At 67.5% G+C, this 19785-nt stretch carries 15 protein-coding genes; 9 read left to right on the top strand and 6 right to left on the bottom strand.

Going from position 1 to position 19785, the window contains the following annotated elements; genetic code table 11:
- The first annotated feature begins 527 nt into the window (after nucleotides 1-527).
- On the top strand, nucleotides 528-926 hold the full coding sequence (locus PVK74_RS30620) for a hypothetical protein (protein ID WP_274477829.1): 399 nt from the start codon (nucleotides 528-530) through the stop codon (nucleotides 924-926).
- A 61-nt stretch (nucleotides 927-987) separates the two neighbouring features.
- Nucleotides 988-1392 carry a hypothetical protein gene (locus tag PVK74_RS30615; RefSeq protein ID WP_274477828.1) on the top strand — a complete coding sequence of 135 codons (405 nt, stop codon included), beginning with the start codon at nucleotides 988-990 and terminating at the stop codon, nucleotides 1390-1392.
- Here the strand turns inward: PVK74_RS30615 and PVK74_RS30610 are convergent.
- Nucleotides 1330-3279 (bottom strand): NACHT domain-containing protein, encoded by a 1950-nt coding sequence (locus tag PVK74_RS30610; RefSeq protein WP_274477827.1) that lies wholly within the window; start codon nucleotides 3277-3279, stop codon nucleotides 1330-1332. The genes PVK74_RS30615 and PVK74_RS30610 overlap by 63 nt on opposite strands.
- A gap of 1021 nt (nucleotides 3280-4300) precedes the next feature.
- On the opposite strand from PVK74_RS30610, the gene PVK74_RS30605 reads away from it, so the two are divergent.
- The gene (locus PVK74_RS30605) at nucleotides 4301-4537 is read left to right on the top strand and encodes a hypothetical protein (protein WP_107162202.1); all 237 of its coding nucleotides are present in this window, start codon (nucleotides 4301-4303) and stop codon (nucleotides 4535-4537) included.
- A 24-nt stretch (nucleotides 4538-4561) separates the two neighbouring features.
- Here PVK74_RS30605 and PVK74_RS30600 read toward each other — a convergent pair whose 3' ends face one another.
- Nucleotides 4562-5026 carry a TraR/DksA family transcriptional regulator gene (locus tag PVK74_RS30600; protein ID WP_274479332.1) on the bottom strand — a complete coding sequence of 155 codons (465 nt, stop codon included), beginning with the start codon at nucleotides 5024-5026 and terminating at the stop codon, nucleotides 4562-4564.
- A 357-nt stretch (nucleotides 5027-5383) separates the two neighbouring features.
- On the opposite strand from PVK74_RS30600, the gene PVK74_RS30595 reads away from it, so the two are divergent.
- The 4 genes from PVK74_RS30595 (at nucleotide 5384) to PVK74_RS30580 (ending at nucleotide 12292) form a co-directional block, all read left to right on the top strand.
- The gene (locus tag PVK74_RS30595) at nucleotides 5384-8497 is read left to right on the top strand and encodes a hypothetical protein (RefSeq protein WP_274477826.1); all 3114 of its coding nucleotides are present in this window, start codon (nucleotides 5384-5386) and stop codon (nucleotides 8495-8497) included.
- 13 nt (nucleotides 8498-8510) lie between these two features.
- Nucleotides 8511-8636 carry a hypothetical protein gene (locus PVK74_RS30590; RefSeq protein ID WP_274477825.1) on the top strand — a complete coding sequence of 42 codons (126 nt, stop codon included), beginning with the start codon at nucleotides 8511-8513 and terminating at the stop codon, nucleotides 8634-8636.
- Nucleotides 8637-8739: 103 nt separating this feature from the next.
- Complete coding sequence (locus PVK74_RS30585; RefSeq protein ID WP_274477824.1) at nucleotides 8740-9582, top strand: esterase/lipase family protein; 843 nt, start codon at nucleotides 8740-8742, stop codon at nucleotides 9580-9582.
- Nucleotides 9575-12292, top strand: a complete 2718-nt coding sequence (locus PVK74_RS30580; RefSeq protein ID WP_274477823.1) for a hypothetical protein — start codon at nucleotides 9575-9577, stop codon at nucleotides 12290-12292. Before PVK74_RS30585 ends, PVK74_RS30580 begins: the two co-directional genes overlap by 8 nt.
- A 244-nt stretch (nucleotides 12293-12536) precedes the next feature.
- On the opposite strand, the gene PVK74_RS30575 is transcribed toward PVK74_RS30580, so the two are convergent.
- The 4 genes from PVK74_RS30575 to PVK74_RS30560 form a co-directional block, all read right to left on the bottom strand.
- Entirely contained in the window at nucleotides 12537-13250 is a 714-nt protein-coding gene (locus PVK74_RS30575; RefSeq protein WP_274477822.1) for an alpha/beta hydrolase, read from the bottom strand.
- Nucleotides 13251-13295: 45 nt separating this feature from the next.
- Nucleotides 13296-13457 carry a hypothetical protein gene (locus PVK74_RS30570; RefSeq protein ID WP_274477821.1) on the bottom strand — a complete coding sequence of 54 codons (162 nt, stop codon included), beginning with the start codon at nucleotides 13455-13457 and terminating at the stop codon, nucleotides 13296-13298.
- A 376-nt stretch (nucleotides 13458-13833) separates the two neighbouring features.
- Nucleotides 13834-14367 carry a hypothetical protein gene (locus PVK74_RS30565; RefSeq protein ID WP_274477820.1) on the bottom strand — a complete coding sequence of 178 codons (534 nt, stop codon included), beginning with the start codon at nucleotides 14365-14367 and terminating at the stop codon, nucleotides 13834-13836.
- On the bottom strand, nucleotides 14360-16891 hold the full coding sequence (locus tag PVK74_RS30560; RefSeq protein WP_274477818.1) for a tetratricopeptide repeat protein: 2532 nt from the start codon (nucleotides 16889-16891) through the stop codon (nucleotides 14360-14362). Before PVK74_RS30560 ends, PVK74_RS30565 begins: the two co-directional genes overlap by 8 nt.
- Before the next feature lie 1348 nt (nucleotides 16892-18239).
- Here PVK74_RS30560 and PVK74_RS30555 point away from each other — a divergent pair.
- Nucleotides 18240-18557 (top strand): hypothetical protein, encoded by a 318-nt coding sequence (locus PVK74_RS30555; protein WP_274477817.1) that lies wholly within the window; start codon nucleotides 18240-18242, stop codon nucleotides 18555-18557.
- A 107-nt stretch (nucleotides 18558-18664) separates the two neighbouring features.
- A complete protein-coding gene (locus PVK74_RS30550; protein WP_274477816.1) occupies nucleotides 18665-19447 on the top strand; it encodes a transposase family protein in 783 nt (260 codons plus the stop codon).
- Nucleotides 19448-19785: the final 338 nt, after the last annotated feature.

Here is a 19785-nt window from a genome sequence, read left to right as displayed (position 1 = left end):
CGCCAACGTGCACCCAATCTGCACCCACCTGCAAGGCATCAACGCTTCCGAGGGCCTTACTGATTTGACCTGCAGACACTCTCCTACCAGGAGACATAGAGTGCCGTTGACTGCTGTTCAGTGCCGTTGAGTGCAGTTGTGTGAAGCAGGACGCCCCATCGACTCTGACCTGCGGAAACGAGAAGCCGCAGGCAGGGGTGGGTGCAGTTGCGTGCAGCCGGATGCCGTTCGGTGCAGTTGAGGGCCGTTCAGTGCACCCTGTTGCTCCCAACCTGCTCCCCCGGTCCGGGCCCGTGACCGGGTTGCTGCAGCGAGGCTGGGATGGGCCGTCCTACAGGTCGTAGATCGTGGCCGCTTACCCGAGCGGTCCTGGCTGGCATCAGCGCCCGGCCAGCGACCGTGAGGCTCAGTCGCTCCTGACCCGCTCCTACGGTCCGCTCGTCAACCGGACGTGCTCAGGAATGCCGCGCCTTATCAGCGGCATGAGAGGAAGCTGGATGTGGGTCCAAGTCCGCTACGGTTGGCTGATGCGGCGACTTACCGACGAGACGGTCATGGCCGTTGGCAGGCTGACGTTAGCCGCGACCGAGTTGGAGTACCTTCTCGCAGGCATCGGCGCCAGCCAGGCCGACGACGATCGTGCCGCGATCTTCACCGCTGCCGACGAGCCGTTGCGCACGGCGCGACGATCCGCTCAGCTCGCTTCACCGGACCACCGTGACGAGTTCACCGGGCTGATCGAGGCCGCCGCGACATACCTGGCGCAGGGCCGGACCGCCGTGCGCGCGATGTGGTTCGAGAACGGACTCGTCAGCGCGGCGACCTTCGACGAAATCTCCAGCCTCATCCTGCGATGCCGCGACCGGTTACAGGCACTGCTTGACGAATTGGATGGGACGCCTGCCGCTCTACCTCGATCTCGGTAGCAGTCAGGGCCACGTCCCCAGCGCGGCAGAAGAGGATGTCGCGTGACGGTATTCTGCCGCCGTGCCGAACCGCTTCTATCGCCGTCGTTGGAACGAGACCAGAGGCGATGAGTTCGACGACTGGGGCCACTCGCTCTGGTATCTCGAGGTTGGCGATGACGGTTGGCCCGTCCGCCAGATCGAGGTGTACGACGCAGGCCACGTCCTTCGTTATGGGCCCAGGTGCGGCGAAGACCGCTACGGAGGCCTCGGCCAAGCCAGCCTCTACGACTCGGATGAAGACTGGAGTGGCTTCGAGATCACGGGTGTCGAGTTCGAGCGGATCTGGCACTCGGACGGCGAGTATCGGCCCTGCTGGTCAGTACGCCCGGAAGGCGGCATGTCCGTGCGTCTCGTCGTCGTGTTAGTTGAGCCGATCGCGGAGCAGGCCGTGTCGAAACTGGTAGACGCCGCCGGCTTGGCGTAGTACGCCTCGTCGGTGGGCATCGGCGAGGAATGCCATGATTGGCCAGGGTAGATCGTTTCGAGTGCACCACCACAGCCGCGCGTACTGAAACGCACACCATGAGTTCGTCGCGAGCCCGTACGTGAGCCCGCCCGTGAGCCCGAACGTGAGCCCGAACGTGAGCCCGCCCGTGAGCCCGAACGTGAGCCCGAACGCGAGCCCGAGCGTGAGCCCGAGCGCGAGCCCGACCGCGAGCGACTCTGCCAGCGCTCGACGCCGGTCGTTGCGCAGGAGTGCGAGCGGGTCGGACGCCGCGATGTCGGCGTCGCCGCTGTCGAAGAAGGTGGTGAATTCCTGGACGAGCCCGAACGTGAGCCCGAACGTGAGCCCGAACGCGAGCCCGAACGCGAGCCCGCCCGCGAGCCCGACCGTGAGCCCGAACGCGAGCCCGCCCGCGAGCCCGACCGCGAGCCCGGATCCTATGCGATGGATCAACGGCCGGCTCGACCGACGCCAGCGAATCTGCCGTTGAGTGGGAGTCGCGAGCCCGACCAGGATCCCGCCGGTGAACCCGACCAGGAGCCCGACCGCGAGCCCGAACGTGAGCCCGAACGTGAGCCCGACCGCGAGCCCGCCCGCGAGCCCGAACGCGAGCCCGCCCGCGCGTCGTATATGGAGGGGAACGGCGCGGGCGAGTTCCCACCAGGCGAGGTCTTGGGTGTTGCGGCGGTGCATGTGTTTGGCGAGGTTGCGGAGGTATCGGTCGGCGTCTGCGCGCTGCCAGGTGTGGCCTGTGGGGTCTGGTTCGGGTGGGTCGGGGTAGGCGGCGGGGATGAGCCGGTCGAGGAGGTAGGTGTGGATGGTTTCGGTGTCGGGCAGGTCGAGGAGTTTGGCTGGTTGGTTGTCGGGTTGGTCGGGGTCGGTGTGGGTTATGCGGGCGAGGTCGATCCATAGAGGTGCGTTGAGTGCGGTGGCCAGTCGGCCGTCATGTTGTGTGGTGTCGCGGTTGAATGTGGCTTCCCAGTCGGCGGGCCGGCTGGTGGTCTGTGGCAGGTATGCGCGTACAACGTCAGCGTGGATGGGGGTGAGTTCCAGGACGGCAGCGGCGGCCATCGTGGTGTCGGGCAATGTGGTGAGGGTGTCGAGGTATTCCGTGGTGCGGCTGGTCAGCACGAGTGGCTGGTCGGGGTCGAACGTGTTGCTGATCGCTTGGACGGCGCGTGCCCGGCGGGGGGCGGGCATCTCGTCGAGGCCGTCGAGTAGCGGGAGCAGTTGGCGAGTCGGGATGGGGCTGCGGTAGCCGTATTCGGTGGCGAGCTGGCTGTTAATCCACTGTTCGAGGGTTTGCTCGTCGGGGTTCCATGTGGGTAGGCGCAGCAGCACTGGCACCCGGTCGGTTGGGGTGCGCACCTGGAGGAGTTGCAGGGCTTCGCGTAGCAGCAGGGAGGTTTTGCCCGCGCCGGGTTCGCCGAGGATGACGACCCTGCCACGCAATCGTTTGTCCCTGAGGACTTGGTGCAGGGCGTCGGTGTGTCGGAGGTCGAGGCACCCGTCAAGGTTCAGTGGCGTCGGGTCGCCGTCGCTGCGGATATTGCTCCAGTGATCGGCGATCGGCGGGCCGACCGTGGTCCAGGCGACGGGCAGAGGATGCGGGTTGGCAAGCCGCCGGCGGCTCAGCTCCCGACGCCATACCTGCTCCACCGCAGCAGCCAGTCCGTCCAACGCCGCCGGATCCGCATGCCTGCCGGGAGTACCGGTCGGGCCAATAGCAGACGGCAGCGCACGGACCGTCAGAACGAGCCCGAGGAAGCCGGATAAGCCCCCGACGACGCTGAAAACTTTGTCAAGCCCTTCCAGTACGTCGTTGGCATGAAAGGACTTGGCTAGCCCGAAGAGGACGGCACACATCAAGAGGAGTCCCAAACCCCACCCAAGGCGCTGCCCTCGGCCACCGAACCTCTTACCAGCCACTAACGCAGGGTACTCACGGTGATCAAAATGTCACTCACTCGATCATCCGATATGGCATCCGCTCATCGGCATGAGCGGATGTCGCCGACCCATGAGGCGGAGTCTTCGGCGCTGACGGTTTCGGGCACGCCGAAGAGGTCATCGCCAAGGAAGCGCTGGCCAGCGCGTTGCTGGTGGGATTCGAGTCTCAACCCTCGGAATCAACTCGACGCGAGCACGGCACGAGCCAGAGCCATGCGTCGATACGGCAGGGCCCTCTCGACCGGCGTCACGGATCCCCGGCGGCAGCCGGCACCAGCAGGACTGGGAGCAGCGCGCTCTGACCACTTCGGTGTTCTCTGGGAGTTCACTGCCACTCGCTCCCCAGCATCGTCGCAGGTCACGGCCCCCTCTCCGCCCAAAGCCAGTGAGCACTTCGGACACGATGACCACTTCGCCACGCTGCACCCAATCTGCACCCACCTGCAAGGCATGAACACTCACAAGGCCCTTACCGCCTTGAGCTGCGAATACTCCCCTACCAGGCGACATAGAGTGCCGTTGACTGCTGTTCACTGCCGTTGAGTGCAGTTGTGTGAAACAGGACGCCACACCGAGTCTGACCTGCGGAAACGAGAAGCCGCAGGCAGGGGTGGGTGCAGTTGCGCACCGTTGGGTGCCGTTCGGTGCGGTTGAGGGCCGTTCAGTGCACCCTGTTGCTCCCAACCGGCTCCCCCGATCCCGGGCCCGTGACCGGGTTGCTACAGCCAGGCTGGAACGGGCGTCCTACCGGTCGTTCGTCAGCGATCGTGGCCGCTTACCCGAGCGGCCTTGGCTGGCGTCGGCGCCCGGCCAGCGACCGTGAGGCTCAGTCGCTCCCGACCCGCTCCCACGGCCCGCTCGTCAACCGGACGTGTTCAGGAATGCCGCGCCCTATCAGCGGCATGAGCGTGCACCTCGCCTGAGGTAGCTTCTGCGGATGCCTCATGATCCGTTGCAGGACATGCCCGCCGAATCTCGCGCGGAGCTGACGGCGGCTGTCTGCGCTGCCATCGACATCGATCCGGCTACTGCGGAGGACATCATCCGCTCGACTGAGCCATTTTGGGACGCGATGGAACGAGCCGGTGGCCTCGTGGACTCATGGGGTGGCGGCGAGTTCTGTTACGTCCTGCCGAGGGTCTTGTCGTTCATCCGGCAGACCGCCAATCCGTAGCGCAATCGGCGATCCCCCGCCCTGTCACCGACGCGACCGGACGGCACCTGACTCACGCGATCGTGACGCTGCGCGGCGCACGGTCCGCGGCATGTGCGGATACCCCTGGCTGGGCCTGGGTGAACTACGCTTCGAGGCCGGCCTGCCCAACGCGCGGCGCCGGTACCGCGCGTCACTGAGCCAGGGGTGGCAGCACCGTTCGAGTCGGGCCAGGCTCCGGGGAGCCCGCTCATAATGAGCGGGCTCCCGAAAAATAACCCAGTCGGACCCAACCGTGCAACTGCAACCGCGCGGAGGGCGGCAGTTGAGCGCATCAGGTCGTGGCCTGCGTAAACGCTCCGCTAGAATTAGTGAGCGCCCCCAGTGTTCACTCTCCTTGATGCCCCATGCGCATGCCAAGCAGAAGCGGGCGAACGGCCGCGCGGCGAGCCATTCATCGCCGATCGGCTGCCCGCATCGCTCGCAGACGCCGTGGGTCGCCGCGTCCACCCGGCGCAGCGCGTCGTCAACGTCGGCTATCCGCTGCCGTGCCCTGGCCAGCAGCGCGGTCAACTGGGCGGCTGGCTGTCCCGCCCGGTGTGCGGGCAAGAGGCCTGCTTGATGAGGACCCCCAAAGGGACGGACCGCCGGACCTGGCAGCCTAGTTCAGCACCGTTTCGTCAGAGACCGCCGCTGTTGGGATTAATCCCTTTCTGGGGATCCCAGGTGGGGGTGCTGCGGCTATACACCGGCCGTGGCGTGGATGCCGGCCACCCGAGGTGGAATGATGGCCTTCATTCCCCGGTCATCACCATCCCGGGGGAATCCAGCCGCCACACCAACCCGCGCCTGGGACAATCGTATCCGATGATCAGCAACAGCTCCGGCATACAGGTCGGCGACGGCAACACTCAGCACAACCACTACTACGGGCTCCCCACCCCCGGCGTCCCGCTGACGGAGTGGTGGAACGACACATGGTTGCCGTTCACCGACCCGCCCCTCGGCGCGGAGATCGTGCTGGCCGGGCGCCAGAAGCAGGCCGCAGCCCTGTGCGCCGCGCTCGACACTGGTCCGGCCGTCGTCGAGGTTGGGGGCGAGCTAGGCGCGCTGGAGCTGAAGGCGTTCATCGCGGCGGCCCTGAACGGCACGCCGCTGGGCGATCGCACGCTGCTGATCGACGGTCAGGCGGCCCTCCGCGCGCACCTGGCGGCGCAGGAGCCGCGGATCCTGGCCGTGCCGACCAGCCTGCCGCTGAACGAGATCCCGCTCCGGCGCCCGCACACCATCCTGGTGTACGGCAAGCTCGTGCCGAGCCCGGCCGTGAAAGTGCCCGCGCTCGACGAGGAGGAGGTCGAGAGGCAACTGGCCGCCCCGATCGAGCCGGACCGGCCCCGGTCCCTCGGCGTCCTGGCCCGGCGTGGGCTGGGCCAGCTGTGGCGGGCCCTGGCCAAACACCGCTCGCTCGCGATCCCGCCCTGGGCCCGGTCGGCCGATGTCCGCCTCCGGCGGCTGGCGCTGTTGGGCGGCTGGCACGGCGATCACGACGGCGATCGGGCGATCGTCAGTGAGTTCACCGGGGTGGATAACGCCGAGATCGCCGAGATCGCCGCTCAGGCGGCCGCAGACCCCGACACGGCGATGCTCGGGCACCTGGGTCAGCGGTGGTACGTGCAGGCGCCCGAGGACACCATCGTCCTGCTGGCGCCCAGCTTCACCGAGGAGGATCGGGCGGCATTCGCCGGCCTGGCGGTCCGCGTCCTCACCACGCACGGCGGGTCGTTGGCGATCCGACGCGGCATCGCGGAGTCGCTGATCGTCCTCGCGGTCCGCGGTGGTTCGGCCGACCTCGTGCACCGGGTGGTGCGTGAGGTTATGAGCCAGGCGAACGTCTCCCTCGCGGACGTGTGGACGTATCTGGCTGAGGCATCCCCCACCGCGTTCCTCGACGCCGTGCGGACCGGCCGCCCCTCCTCCCGGGCGGCCCTGGAGCTCCTCGCCTGGCCGACCGAGCATTTCGGCGGTGCGGTCGAGGCTCTGGCCCGGATGGCCGCGGCCGATCCGGGCAGCGATCAGCCGGACCGGCCGGGCGCCTCGCTCGCCGACATCTTCGAGGTCACACGGCCCCAGACCAACGCACCCCGACCGGTCCGGCTGCGCGCCCTGAAGCGGATGCTCCGCGACCAGCCGGAGGTCGCCCGGATGCTGCTGCTCGACCTGCTCCGGTCGGCCCGGCACGGAACCATCGGTACGCTCCACCCGACGCCGCTCCTGCGGGACTGGCCGACACCGGGGGCACCGCCTCCGGCCGAGACCTACGCCGCCTTCCGGGACGTCGCCAGCCTGACCCTGGACGACCTCGACGACGATCCGGAACGCTTCCTCGCCCTCATCCCGCTGTCCGACAACCTGCCCGACGACCAGCGCTCCGGCTTCGTGGAACGGCTGATGTCCCTGTCAGGTTCGGTCGACGACCAGGAGATGCGGCGGCGTCTGTCTGAGGCGCTCCGCGAACTGATAGCTCTGCACATCGACGTCGGCGACGCGCCGTGGGCGATGTCGGCCGACGAACTCGCGCCGTTCCGGCGGGCCGCCGACGCGCTCGCACCGTCGCAACCGGCCGACCAGACGTTCTGGCTGTTCGGCGACCGGTGGCCCCAGCCAGAGGGCCTCACGAGGAGACGGTCCAGCGCGGAGTACTTCACCGAGCTGTCGCGGCTGCGGGCCGAGGCGGTGGCCCGGATCCTGGCCTCCGGTGGTCTCGACACGCTGGTAGCGCTGGCCGACCGGACCGGGAACGGCGACCTGATCGGGGCCGCCCTCGCCCAGTCGCCGTCCACCGAGCACGACGACGTGCTGCTGACCTGGCTGTCCGAGGACCGCCCGGCAAGCCGGCCGGACATCGCGTTCGAGTACTTCGCGCTGCGGATCTGGCGCGGCGCCGACTACCTCGACCGCACCTCGGATCCGACTGCGCGGGCGAGGCTGCTGCTGGCGCGGCGCGATCCGGAGAACACCAATCCCGGTCCCGAGGCGGCCGCCGTCTACTGGCGCGAGTTCGGGGTCAACGGCCTCGGCCCGGAGTTCACCGGTGTCACGAAGGCGGCGGCCGGCCTGCTCAGCGTGGGCCAGTTCGCGGCGGCCCTGGATTTGATCGCGATGTACGCCGAACAGGTCGACACGCGCGAGATCGCCGTCGAGGCGGCCACCGCCTGCGAGGGATTCGTCCGGTCGGCGGAGGACGACCGCCGGCTTTCCGGATACGACCTGCAGATCGTCGTCGAGCTGCTCGAACGTCACCGGGACGCGCTCGGGGCGCATCGGGTGACCGAGATCGAGCTGAGCCTCGTCCCGCTCCTGCGCTACGACGCCCGTACGCCGACGATCCATGCCCGCCTCGCCGAGGACCCGGCCTTCTTCGCCGAGCTCGTCGAGACGGCTTTCCGGGCCGAGGGCTCCGACGAGACCGTCGACGATCCGGACCAGGTCGCCCGGATCCGCGCCATCTCCCAGGTCCTGCGCTCCTGGCGCTGCTGCCCAGGCACCGGCCCGGACGGGACCATCGACGCCGAGGCCCTCGCGGCTTGGGTCGAGGAGGCGAGACGACGGCTGTCGGCCTCGGGCCGGCTGCGCCTCGCCGACGGGAAGATCGGCGCCGTCCTCGCTTTCGCCGAGCCGGACGAGGACGGCTCGGTGCCACCGCTGGCCGTACGCGAGGTGCTGGAGGACGCCGGCAGCGACGCGATGGACAATGGTCTCTGGGGTGGTCTTTACAACCGGCGCGGGGTGACGTGGCGAGGCGCCCGGGACGGCGGCGCTCAGGAACGGACGCTCGTCGAGCGTTATCGGGAATACGAACGACAGGCCGAGGGCTGGCCTCGGTCGCAGCGGATCCTCCGGCAACTGGCCGACACGTACGAGCGGGAGAGCCGCGAGCAGGACCACGATGCCGAGGTCCGGCGCCGCGGAATCGAATGGTGACGATGGAGATGGCATGGACCCGATCGACGTTCTGATCGTCGCGGCGATCCCGCTGGAGCACGAGGCCGGGAAGGCCGGCATTGAGGACTGGACACTCTGCGACGAGGACGACCCGCATCCCTACCTCCTGGGCGAGTAGCGATGCTCCGACGGTCGGCGGTTGTCGCTGGCGCTCGCCCGGCCGGGGGCCTGGGGTTCTACGCTGGGCGGCGAGTGAGCACTGCGACGGCGCGGAGGAACCCTTGGCCGGCGGGCATGTCATCCTGATCCACGGCATCTTCTCGTCTCCGAAGACGTGGGACAAACTGCACGCGACCTGGGCGGACGACCCCGAGCTGTCCGCTTTCACCGTGCACCGCTTCGGCTACGAGTCGCCGAGGCTGCCGCGGATCGGCGCGCTGACCCGGATCCCGGACTATGACAGCATCGCCCAGTCGCTGCGGCCGTTTCTGAGCGTGCACGCCCGGGAGGGTGACATCAGTTTCGTCACCCACAGCCAGGGCGGGCTGATCCTGCTGCGATTCCTGGCCTGGATGCTCAACGAGGGCCGCGGCCGGGAGTTGGCCCGGGTCCGGTCGCTGACCACGCTCGCCTGCCCACACGAGGGTTCCGACTTCCTCGCTTCGTTGCGCGCTCTGGTCGGGCGCCGCTTCAATCCGCAGGCCGAGGAACTCAAGATCTTCGACCGGAGCGTGGCGGCGTCCCGGCGGACCGTGCAGAACCAGATCGTGCACGCGAGCATGGTCAGCGACCGCGAGTGCCCGATCCCGCTGCACGTCTACGGCGGCAACAGCGACAACATCGTCAAGCAGGTTCCGGCGCAGGGCACCTTCCCGGACACCGCGATGCTGCCCGGCGACCACTTCAGCATCCTCGACCCGGCGCACCCGGGCAGCCTGACCGCGGCCGTGGTCAAGCTCCACCTGCTGCAGGATACCGCCGGATCCCGGCCGGCCACTTCCGCGCCACCGCCCGCCGCCACGCCCGCCTCGGCGGGGAAGTTCAACGTCACGATCAACAACAGCCGGGACATAACGGTCGGTGACGGTCACCAGGCCACCCGGCACTACACGATCGATGACTGAGCAGTACGACGTTCACGTCAACGATTCGTACGGAGTGATGACCGGCTCCAACAATTCGATGACGGTGAACGTCCAGCAGGCGATCGCGCCGGTCCGCTGGCCGGTCACCTACGGGCGGGAACCCGCCACGATCAACGGCGCCGTCGACCGGCGTAGCCGGCTCGCCGACGCGGTTTCCGAGGGCATGCCGATCGTCCTGGTCGGTGACGGCGGTGTCGGCAAGACCGAGCTGGCCGCGCAGGAATTCCGCGCCCATCGCGCCCGGATCGCCCTGTGGGTGACCGCGACGTCCCGGACAGCGGTTCTCAGCGCCTACCGGTCGGCGGCCGGGAAGCTCCGGCTCGACCTCGGCGGCGACGACGAGAGCACCGCCGACGAGCTGCTCGGCTGGCTGGCCCGCACCGACGAGCCCTGGGTCGTGGTGCTCGACGACATCGCTCACCCGGCGGACGTGCACGGCCTGATCCCGCAGGGGCTGGCCGGCCTGACGCTGCTCACCACCCGGTGGGACACCTCGGCGGTCGACGCCTTCGCCACTCGAGTCGACGTCGGTGTCTACACGCTCGAGGAAGCCGCGCACTTCCTGCGCAACAAGCTCCGCTCGCTCAAGATCCCTGGCCTGCTGGACGCCGCCACCGAGCTGGCCGCCGAGCTGGGCCACCTGCCGCTCGCCCTCGGCCATGCCGCCGCGGTGCTCCGCGAGGATCGGCTGACCTGCGCCGCCTATCTGGCCAAGCTCCGCTCCCCGGAGACCATTGCCGAGCTGATGCCGCTCGACCCGCAGGAGGCCGGCATCCAGTACCGGACCCCGGTGGCCGCCGCCTGGCAGCTCGCCCTGGACCGCGCCGACGCCCGGCACCCGGCCGGCCTCGCCCGCCCGCTATGGTCGGTGATCTCCTGCCTCGACTCGAACGGCATTCCCGAGGGCGTGCTGCTCACCGAACCGGTCCGGACCCGGCTCAGCGCCTCGCAGGGTGTCCCCGTCACCCGTACACAGGCGAAGAAGGCCCTGCACAACCTGGCCGCGCTGAGCCTGATCCAGCTCTCCCCCGGCACCATCCGCACCCACACCATCCCGCAGCGCGTCACCCGGGAGACCCTGGGGCCCGGCCTACTGCACCTGTCCGGGCGCCTCGCCGCGGACGCCCTGGCGGATTTCTGGCCGGCCGACGAGACCGATCGGGCGACCGCCGACCGTCTAGCTGCCAACATTGACGTGCTCCGCACGGTGTGCCCTGAGCCGCTCTGGGAGCCCGACGCACACGCCCTGCTCTTCAGCCGCGGACGCATCTTCGGCAAGACCGGCCGGCCCGCCAAGGCGGCCGGATACTTCCGCGCCCTGGCCGGGGAATGCGCGGACCGGCTCGGACCGGCGCACGAGGACACCCGTCTGGCCCGGGAGGAGCAGGCGGAGTGGCTGGCCGAGGCCGGTGACTACGACCAGGCGGTGGCCGTACTCCGGACGCTGCTCGCCGAGTCCGGCCCGACGGCGAGCCTGGGCCTGCAGCTCAGGCTCGCCGGTTACCTCGGGCACGCCGGCGATGCCGCCGCGGCTCTGACCCTGCTGGACCGGGTGGTCGGTGAGGCGGCAGAGCGCAACGACGTCGACGCGCTGCACCTGCTCAACCTGCGCGCCGAACGGGCTCGCTGGCGAGCTGTCGCCGGCGACCCGGAGCGAGCCCTGGCCGAACTCGGGGACCTCCTTACCGCGCTACGAGCAATCCGAGACCCGCGATCGGCGGAATTCGGGGTCCGGTCCACCATGGCTGAATGCCGAGAAGTCGCCGGCCAGCCGGCCGCGGCCCTGCGGGAGTGGCGGTCCCTGGCCGAGGAGGCGACCCGTGAGCTGGGTCCGACCGACGCGACCACTCTCACCATCCGGCATCGCCGGATCCTGGCCGAGGCGACGGCCGGCACCGTCGCCGCCGCCGCGGCGGAGCAGCAGCGGCTGTACGACGATCTCTCCGCCGTGTTCGCCCCGGAGGCTCCCCGGCTCATCCGCGCCCGCCTGGACCTGGCCCGCTACCAGGGCCGGGCGGACAGCCCCGGCCGGGCGGTCGAGGAGTTGACCGAGGCGCTGGCCGACGCGCGCCGGAGGGCTCGCCCGGAAGCCGAGCTGTACGGCATCCGGGAGAGCCTGGCCAAGTGGCGCGGGCGGAGCGGCCAGCCCGACCTAGCTCGCCGCGACTACCAGGAACTGCTGGCGGACCAGCGCGCGGAGCTGGGCGAGGAGCATACTTCGGTGCTGCTCAGCAGATACCAGTTGATCTACTGGTCCGGTGTCGCGGACCAAGATCTGATCGCCATGCGACAGCCGCTTCTCACCCTGCTGGAGGACGCCCGCCGGTTCGTCGGCGACGATCATCCGATCACTACCCGGTGCGAGATCCAACTTCTCACGCTGCGCCAAATCGACGGCGACGACGTAACCCCGGAAGCCGCCGCCTTGCTCGACCGCCTCACCGCCCGCGGTGAACGGGACACCTTCGACGGCTTCACCCTCCAGAACGCCTTGCTCGCCGACCGCCTGTCGCGGGGTGACCCCGAGGCGCTGCGCGAGTGCCGCCGCCTCCTACCGCTGGTCGAGGCCCGTCATGGGCCCGGGCATCCGATCGCTAAGGCGTTGCGCCACAACATCGGCAAGTTCGCCCCCGAATCCCTCGCCCGGGGTAGCCGCATCGTGCACAACAAGAACGGCTGGGCCCGCTGAGCGCAGTGGTGGCGCTCGCGGCGGAGTCGGCTCGGACGCTGCCGGCGCATGAAGCCAACCGGCACCTGGCGGCAGTCACCGCCGAACTCGGCCCCGCAGAACCAGACTTGGCAACTGCGGTGGAGCTGATCGATCCTCTGTTGCGACTCCCGAATCGGGGCACCGCCTTAACGTCCGACCTTCACGCTATGCAGCTAAGTCAGCAGCACTGCCGCCGCGGATCGCGGCATGAGCGTGCATCGGCTCATCCGGCTGGTGAGCCCCACCCTGCGGTAGTGGTGACGATGTGAGCGGTCACCGCGTCCGGGTCGATGAGTTGATGTAGGTGGCCGCCGGGAACCTCCGCAACGCTCCAGCCCCGCGTCCGTGACTCCTGCGCCATGCGGTCGTACGGCGGCCCGAACAGCAGGTACCCGCATGGCCGATGATCCCAGCCTGGGGGCACCGGGAACTGCTGCTCGTAGTAGCTCAACGGGAGCCGGGGCTGCTCGGCCGAGACCATTGATCTGGTCCGGGGATCGGGAAACAGCGGCGCGATGGTGTTCTCCTCCCACCATGTCGTCCACTGCGGCAACCGACCCTCCGCCGCGATCGACCGCAGGTAGGCCAGCCGTTCGGGTGACGCGGCAGGCGTCGGCCCGCAACGCGAGGGCAGACTGGCATCGACGAACAAGCAGCTAACGACCGGACGACCGGCCGCCTGTACGACAACCGGAACCAGAAGACCAGCGTTGCTGTGGGCAACCAGCACGATCGGCTGGTCCTGCGGTAGATGGGAGACGCTGTCTTTGACAGCGGCGCCGATCCGTGGCCAAAACGGCGGGTCGTCGGCATCGGCCACGTGGACTAACGACGGCACGACCGTAGCCGCGCCCAGGGCCCTCAGCTTGGCCGCCACCGGAGCCCAGGTCAGAGGACCCAGCAACAGGCTGTGCAGCAATACAAGCGCGGGCTTCACCCGTTTACCATCCACGACGGCGCCGGGCGACCGCCACCCCAGCCGTCACGCCGTGACGAACAAGCTGCCTGAAGCAGGCAGCCCGGTCAGCGGCAGAAGCGGATGGCCTGAGGCGCCACTGTTTGCCTCTTCGCCGAGGAGGCTGTTACGGAGTCGGACCAGCCGTCCCAGGCTGCGATGGAGGCGGCGACGGCGGACCTGCTCCATCTGAGCCTCCTGGCTATCCGGTTCCTCACTGCGCCACCGTTCGAATTCAACCGCGGACGCACGGGCGCGATGTCGCGAGCGCGCGAACATCTGCCACCAGATCCCCAGGACCCCCTCGCGCCCCGGTGGCGCGATCAACTCGCCGACGGGCTGCGATTTCAATAGCTAAAGGCGAGCGCGACCTAGCGTCAGTGGCTGCGGTCTCGCTGGGACCACCTGGACTACGACCACCTTTGGCTGACCGAGCGGCAACTGAAAGGCCGACCCGACGAAAACAACCGCAACGGTCAAGCGCCGGCCCCACCGATGAACCCAACGCCCAGTGACCTCGGACAGGCCGCGATGCCCCCGGCAGGTAGGTGCGCCGGAATAGGAACTAGCTGAATAACCCATTGATCTTGTCGGCGGCGTCGGCCAACTCGGAGATTGCCGGCAGTGCCGCTAGGGTGCCTACCCATAACGTCTTGAGGATCGCCTTCCTTGGCTCCGGTTGATCGAGTTCCTCAGTCATGGCCCCGAAATTCTCAGCTGCTTCGCCGTTGCCCGACTTCTCGATGAATTCGGCGACGCTCCGCAGAGCCTCTGCGATGTCGCTCTGCCCTTTCTCATGCAGCCGGTTCATAGAGTTGGACAGCACGCTGCGATTGATGATCGTTGCGCCTGCACCGATGTTGCTGAAGATGTCGCCGGTCACTTTGATTCCTTCGTGTTGGCTGTGGTTCGAGATGGTCACTCCGGTGCTCTGGATGTTGAATACGGTCTGACCCACCGCTTGCTTCAGGCCCTCCAGGTGGGAGGCAAGGCCAGCCGTCGGGGTGTCATTACCAGTTGTGACTAGTTCGCCGAGAATGTCGAGTTGCTTCGCGATGATGGTGAATACCAGTGCACGCTCGTCGGCCGGGTCAGGCATTCCCGTCTCCCGTTGAACCGGGCGCGGCGCGGCCGGCCTGCCGATACGAGGCGGCGAGGTTGGCGCGGCCGATCAGTGTCTGTGGGTGTTCGGGGCCGAGAAGCCGTTCGCGTTCGGCGACGACCTGCTCAAGGAGGGCGATGGCCTCGCCGGTGCGGCCGGATTGCTGGTAGGAGGCGGCGAGGTTGGCGCGGGCCGTCAGCGTATCGGGGTGTTCGGGGCCATAGATCCTCTGACTGTCGGCCAGGACCTGTTCGAGGAGGGCGACGGCCTCACCGGTGCGACCGGCCTGGTGGTACGAAAGGGCGAGGTTGGCGCGAGCGGTTACCGTCCTCGGGTGTTCGGGGCCGAAGATCCTCTGACTGTCGGCCAGGACCTGTTCGAGGAGGGCGATGGCCTCACCGGTTCGCGTGACCTGTGAATAGGAAAAGGCAAGGTTGGCGCGGGTTGTCAGGGTGTCCGGGTGTTCGGGGCCGAGGAGCCGTTCTCGGTCGATGAGGACTTGCTCGAAGAGGGCGATAGCCTCGCCGGTGCGACCGGATTGTTGGTAGGCGGTCGCCAGGTTGGCGCGGGCTGTGAGGGTGTCCGGGTGTTCGGGGCCAAGGAGCCGTTCTCGGTCAATGAGGACTTGCTCGAAAAGGGCAATAGCCTCGCCAGTGCGGCCAGCCTGCCAGAAGGAAACGGCCAGGTTGGCGCGAGCGGTCAGCGTATCGGGGTGTTCGGGGCCGAGGATGCGCTCCCGGTCGGCTAGGACCGTCGTCTCGATGACGGTGGCGTCGTCGGCGCGACCCGCCTGCTGGTAGGAGACGGCGAGGTTGGCGCGGGCGGTCAGTGTCTGTGGATGCTCAGGACCGAGGATTCGTTCGCTGTCGGCCAGGAGCTGTTCGAAGAGGGTGATGGCCTCGCTGGTCCGGCCGGCTTGCTGGTAGGCGGTGGCGAGGTTGGCGCGGGCGGTCAGTGTCTGTGGATGCTCAGGACCGAGGATTCGTTCGCTGTCGGCCAGGAGCTGTTCGAAGAGGGTGATGGCCTCGCTGGTCCGGCCGGCTTGCTGGTAGGCGGTGGCGAGGTTGGCGCGGGCGGTCAGTGTCTGTGGATGCTCAGGACCGAGGATTCGTTCGCTGTCGGCCAGAACTCTAGCGAACGTCGTGATAGCAGCGCCGACGTTGCCCTGATACTGCAGGTAAACCGCCGCCCGATCTTGTAGGGCCATTGTGGTGATGGACTGATAGCCATCCGAGGTGTGCTCCGTGAGCGCGATTATGTGCGGCAGCAGCGTCGCCCACAATGGCCATCCTGCGACATTGTTGACTGGATCCTCAGGTGCCGCCGTCAACAGGAGCCAAGCCGCGGTCTCGCACACCGCACTTGCCCGCCCGTCAGCCATAATCGAACGTCGGGCAGCCGATTGCACTAGCGGATGCACCGAGATCGTGCCTGACCTGCGCGTGATCATGGAATAGGACGCCAATACAGCCAGCGCATCAAGAACGTCCCTTGGGTCGTCGGCCAACGGGTAGACGACCTTCTCCGGCAGGTCCTCGTGAGCGAACCAGGCCAGCACTTCCATCACCTTGGCGGCCACAGCGTCAGCGGCGGCGATGGCACTCATGGTCACCGTCCACACTGTGGCGATACTGCGATCGTCCGTACCACCGAGCCCTTGGGGGCTGAGCGACTGCTCGAAGCGCTCCCTCAGCAGCGCGTGGTAGCGGTCGAAACTCATCCAATCGCGTTGCCTGATGTAGGCTGCAGCCTGCTTCAACGCCAGAGGTAGGCCTCCCAGCTCGGCCGCCAGCCGAGCCGCTCCGTCAGGATCATCCAGTCCGGTCAGCTCTCCCAGCAACCGGACACTGGCAGCATGGTCCAGCACGTCGAGGTGCAGACTCTTAAGGCCTCGCAGCCGCCATTGAGGACCGGGAATTCGTCGGGTCGTTATTAATACACGTCCATGTCCGGCCAACTGGCCGAGAAGACTTGCGATGTCGGTCAAGTCCTCCACATTGTCAAGTATCAGCAACCACTCGGCGTTCGACTGTAACCAGCCGAGTGCCCACCCCTGGGCGTCCGCCAGCGCCACGGTTGGATGCAGCCGACGCGTCAGGGCGGCAAGTCCCAGTTCGATTGACTCGGGGCTGTCCGAGGTTACCCACCAGACCAGCTGGTACCGGTCGAGGTTGGCGCGGGCGTATTGATTGACGAACTCACTTTTGCCCACTCCGCCGAGTCCATGCACCACGACCTGAGCGGGTGGCGCACCGGTCTCCCGGTCACTCAAAAGGCGACTGAGTACCGTGATGTCACGACCTCCGAACGCCACCGCGGGCGAGGGCAGGTTGTGCGTAGTGACGCTGCGGTCGGACGTCGCATAGGCATACGAGGGGGTTATGAAGTTGATCTGCGAATTGTGAGAACCGACCTGAACACCGACGCTGCCGCTTACGGTCACGTTGTATTTCGGAACGCCCGGTCCAGCTGTCATTGGTTCATTGTCCCTTCCGTCGAAGGACTTGTCACGCACGCGCATGGGGAACCTGTCAGCCCGCTTGACAGGGTCAACTAGACCTGGTATGAGGCGATTGCCCGCTTCGCCCGCGAGCGCAGACGCGGGTGCGGGCAGCTTCACTCCGGCCTGCCGACGGGTCGCCGCACGTGGATTGAGTGCACTCAACTCGGCAGAAGAGGATGTCACCCGAGCGACTATGCAACCCGCCGGAGCTGACCCCTTCGAGCTCGCCGAAGTGGTCACCGAACAGGAAGGCCTGATCAAAGGGTTGCCGGTGGAATTCGAGTCTCAGATCCTGGGATCCATACCGACACCAGGGCCGCAGAAGCCAGAGCCACGCGTCGATGCGCAAGGTTTCTTGAACGTCGTCAACGAACCCTGAAGCGACCGCCGGCATCAGCCAGGCGGGGCGCAGCGAACCGTGACCACTTCGGGCTTCTCTGGGAGGTCACGCCGGACCGCTCATCCACGTCACAGCAGGTCAAAGCCCTCGACGCTGCCCGGTGTCGGTTAGCACTTCGGACACGGTGACCACTTCGCCACGCTGCACCCAAGCCGCGCCCACCTACAAGGCATGAAAGCTCACAAGGTCCTTACCGCCTTGAGCTGCGAATACTCCCCTACCAGGCGATATTGAGTGCCGTTGACTGCTGTTCAGTGCCGTTGAGTGCAGTTGTGTGAAGCAGGACGCCGCAGGGACTTTGACCTGGGGAAACGCGAAGCCCCAGCAGGGGTGGGTGCAGTTGGGTGCGATCAAATGCCGTTCGGTGTGGTTCAGCGCCGTTCAGGGCACCCTGTTGCTCCCAACGTGCTCCCCCGATCACGGGCCCGCGACCGGGTTGATGCCTCCAGGCTGTGCCGGACCGTCCTGCACGTCGTTCGTCAGACTCCGTGGCCGCATGCTCAAGCCGCCCTAGTGACGCCAACGCCCGCTCAGCAACCATTGGTCTCAGCTGCTCCCGATCCGCTCCCACGGCCCGCTTGTCGACCCGACAAGCTCAGACATGCCGCGCCTAATCAGCGGCATGAGCGTGCACCAGATTGGAACGACCACGGGACGTCAGAGGTGACCTCCGCTGCCTTTCCATAGATAGAGGTCCCGCAGCAGCGATATCTGGGCCTGAGGGTAGTTGTAAAGCGTTACCGGCAAGCGGCATGTCCGCTGGCCGAGGCGAGGTCGACGGAAGGCGGTGGCGTAGCTGCCGGCTACGTCGCCGTCTTTGAAGCCAGTCGCGGGTTCACGAGCTTTTGGAGGGATCGGGCCTTGGGCGACGGCAAGGGCGCCCTGCACCGGGCGGGGTCCGGGCAGCCGGGGTTCACAACGCTGCGCTGGCACAGTTAGGCTGAAGGACGACCGTGGTGGTGATCAATGCAGGTCTTCCTGGTGACGGCAACGGACGCCGACCGGCCCGTTGTGCGACAACTGTTGCGCAGCTTAGACATCACCACCATTGAGGACCTGCCAGCCGATCGGCTGCGAGTCGACGGGCTGCCTGAGGCCCTGCAGCCGTGTGACGCCGTAGTTGCAGTACCGTTCGGGTCCGCCATGGCGAGCCTGGCCCGAGTGGTAGGTGCCGCCTTCAGGTTAGGCAAGCCAGTCATCGTCCTCATCCCGGACGGCACCAACCCGGACCGGCTGCCGTTCAGCCTACGAGGCGGACCCATCATTGAGCCTTTTCCAAGCTGAGCTTGCAGCTCAGGGCAGGGGCGGCGGGCCCGGTGATCGATGGGCGCGAGGCTCCAGGTAGGACAGCAAATCGACCAAAACCCGATGCCCCGACCGGGAGCCTCGCCATGCTGTCCTACCCCGCCACGATCCCGTTGTCCAGCCGAACCCTGAACCACCTTGCCGACCGCATCCGCGCCCACCGCCAGCAGTGCCGATCCCGCTGGCGGCGCCTGAACCCGGGCCGGCAGGCGCTACTCGCCCTGGCCCACTTGCGCAACGGCGACACCTACACCCGCCTCGCCGCCGGCTTCGAGGTCGGGGTCGCTACCGCCTGGCGCTACGTCCAGGAAGCGATAGCACTGCTCAGCGCGGCCGCCGAAAATCTTGGCACCGCCATGCAACGCATCCGGCTGCTGGCCTACGCGATCCTGGACGGCACCCTCATCCCGATCGACCGCGTCGCCGATCAGAAGCCGTACTATTCCGGCAAGCACAAGCGTCATGGCGTAAATGTGCAGGTCATCGCGGACGCGGTCGGGCGTCTCGTATGGGCTTCGGCTGCGCTGCCCGGTTCGACGCATGACCTGACCGCCGCCCGCGTCCAGGGCATCATCGACGCTTTGACCAGCGCCGACGTGATGACCTTCGCGGACAAGGGGTATCAGGGTGCCCGCGGCAGCGTGCATACGCCGTTCAAGCGGCGCCGCTTCCGGCCGAAGCTGTCACGCCGGCAAAAGGCCGTCAACCGGGCGCATGCGAAGATCCGCGCTCGCGGTGAGCGCGCGATCGCCACGCTCAAGACCTGGAACATCTTGGCCAAGCTGCGCTGCTGCCCACGCCGCGCAACCGCGATCGTGCAGGCCATCCTCGTGCTTCACCACGTCGAAGCCAACCGCTACGCACGATGAAAATGGCTCATTGAGTTGGGCGGCGATCCTGATGTAGACGCCAAGCGCATCCTCGAAGCCATCGAGCAAGTGCAGCTCGTCCCGGCGACCCAGGCGAAGGGTGCCAGGCCGCCGGGGGCCCGGCGGTCCCCGGTTGATCCCCTGGCGGACGATGAGCTTATGCCGGCCGTGCTCGCTGCGGCCAGTGTTGTCGCCGCCGACGTTGTCCGGTTGGCCGGCCGGACGGAGTCGCCAGCCTTCGTGGCGCCATACGACGCATTGTTCTTTCCGGATAAGGTTGTCGACAGGTATGGCACCCTGCGGTTCACCGTTGATGATCTTGCGCATGCCCTGTTTGT

The sequence above is a fragment of the Micromonospora chalcea genome (assembly GCF_028768405.1).
GTDB classification, from domain to species: Bacteria; Actinomycetota; Actinomycetes; order Mycobacteriales; family Micromonosporaceae; genus Micromonospora; species Micromonospora chalcea.
Note: the sequence above shows the minus strand (reverse complement) of the source record. Positions and strands in the feature narration are given on the sequence as shown.

Excerpts from the sequence above, each read along its gene's own strand:
- PVK74_RS30620 (WP_274477829.1), top strand. The coding sequence starts at position 528 with ATGCGGCGACTTACCGACGAGACGGTCATGGCCGTTGGCAGGCTGACG.
- PVK74_RS30610 (WP_274477827.1), bottom strand. The coding sequence starts at position 3,279 with ATGTGTGCCGTCCTCTTCGGGCTAGCCAAGTCCTTTCATGCCAACGAC.
- PVK74_RS30605 (WP_107162202.1), top strand. The coding sequence starts at position 4,301 with ATGCCTCATGATCCGTTGCAGGACATGCCCGCCGAATCTCGCGCGGAG.
- PVK74_RS30595 (WP_274477826.1), top strand. The coding sequence starts at position 5,384 with ATGATCAGCAACAGCTCCGGCATACAGGTCGGCGACGGCAACACTCAG.
- PVK74_RS30590 (WP_274477825.1), top strand. The coding sequence starts at position 8,511 with ATGGACCCGATCGACGTTCTGATCGTCGCGGCGATCCCGCTGGAGCAC.
- PVK74_RS30580 (WP_274477823.1), top strand. The coding sequence starts at position 9,575 with ATGACTGAGCAGTACGACGTTCACGTCAACGATTCGTACGGAGTGATG.
- PVK74_RS30570 (WP_274477821.1), bottom strand. The coding sequence starts at position 13,457 with ATGGAGCAGGTCCGCCGTCGCCGCCTCCATCGCAGCCTGGGACGGCTG.
- PVK74_RS30565 (WP_274477820.1), bottom strand. The coding sequence starts at position 14,367 with ATGCCTGACCCGGCCGACGAGCGTGCACTGGTATTCACCATCATCGCG.
- PVK74_RS30560 (WP_274477818.1), bottom strand. The coding sequence starts at position 16,891 with ATGCGCGTGCGTGACAAGTCCTTCGACGGAAGGGACAATGAACCAATG.
- PVK74_RS30555 (WP_274477817.1), top strand. The coding sequence starts at position 18,240 with ATGCAGGTCTTCCTGGTGACGGCAACGGACGCCGACCGGCCCGTTGTG.
- PVK74_RS30550 (WP_274477816.1), top strand. The coding sequence starts at position 18,665 with ATGCTGTCCTACCCCGCCACGATCCCGTTGTCCAGCCGAACCCTGAAC.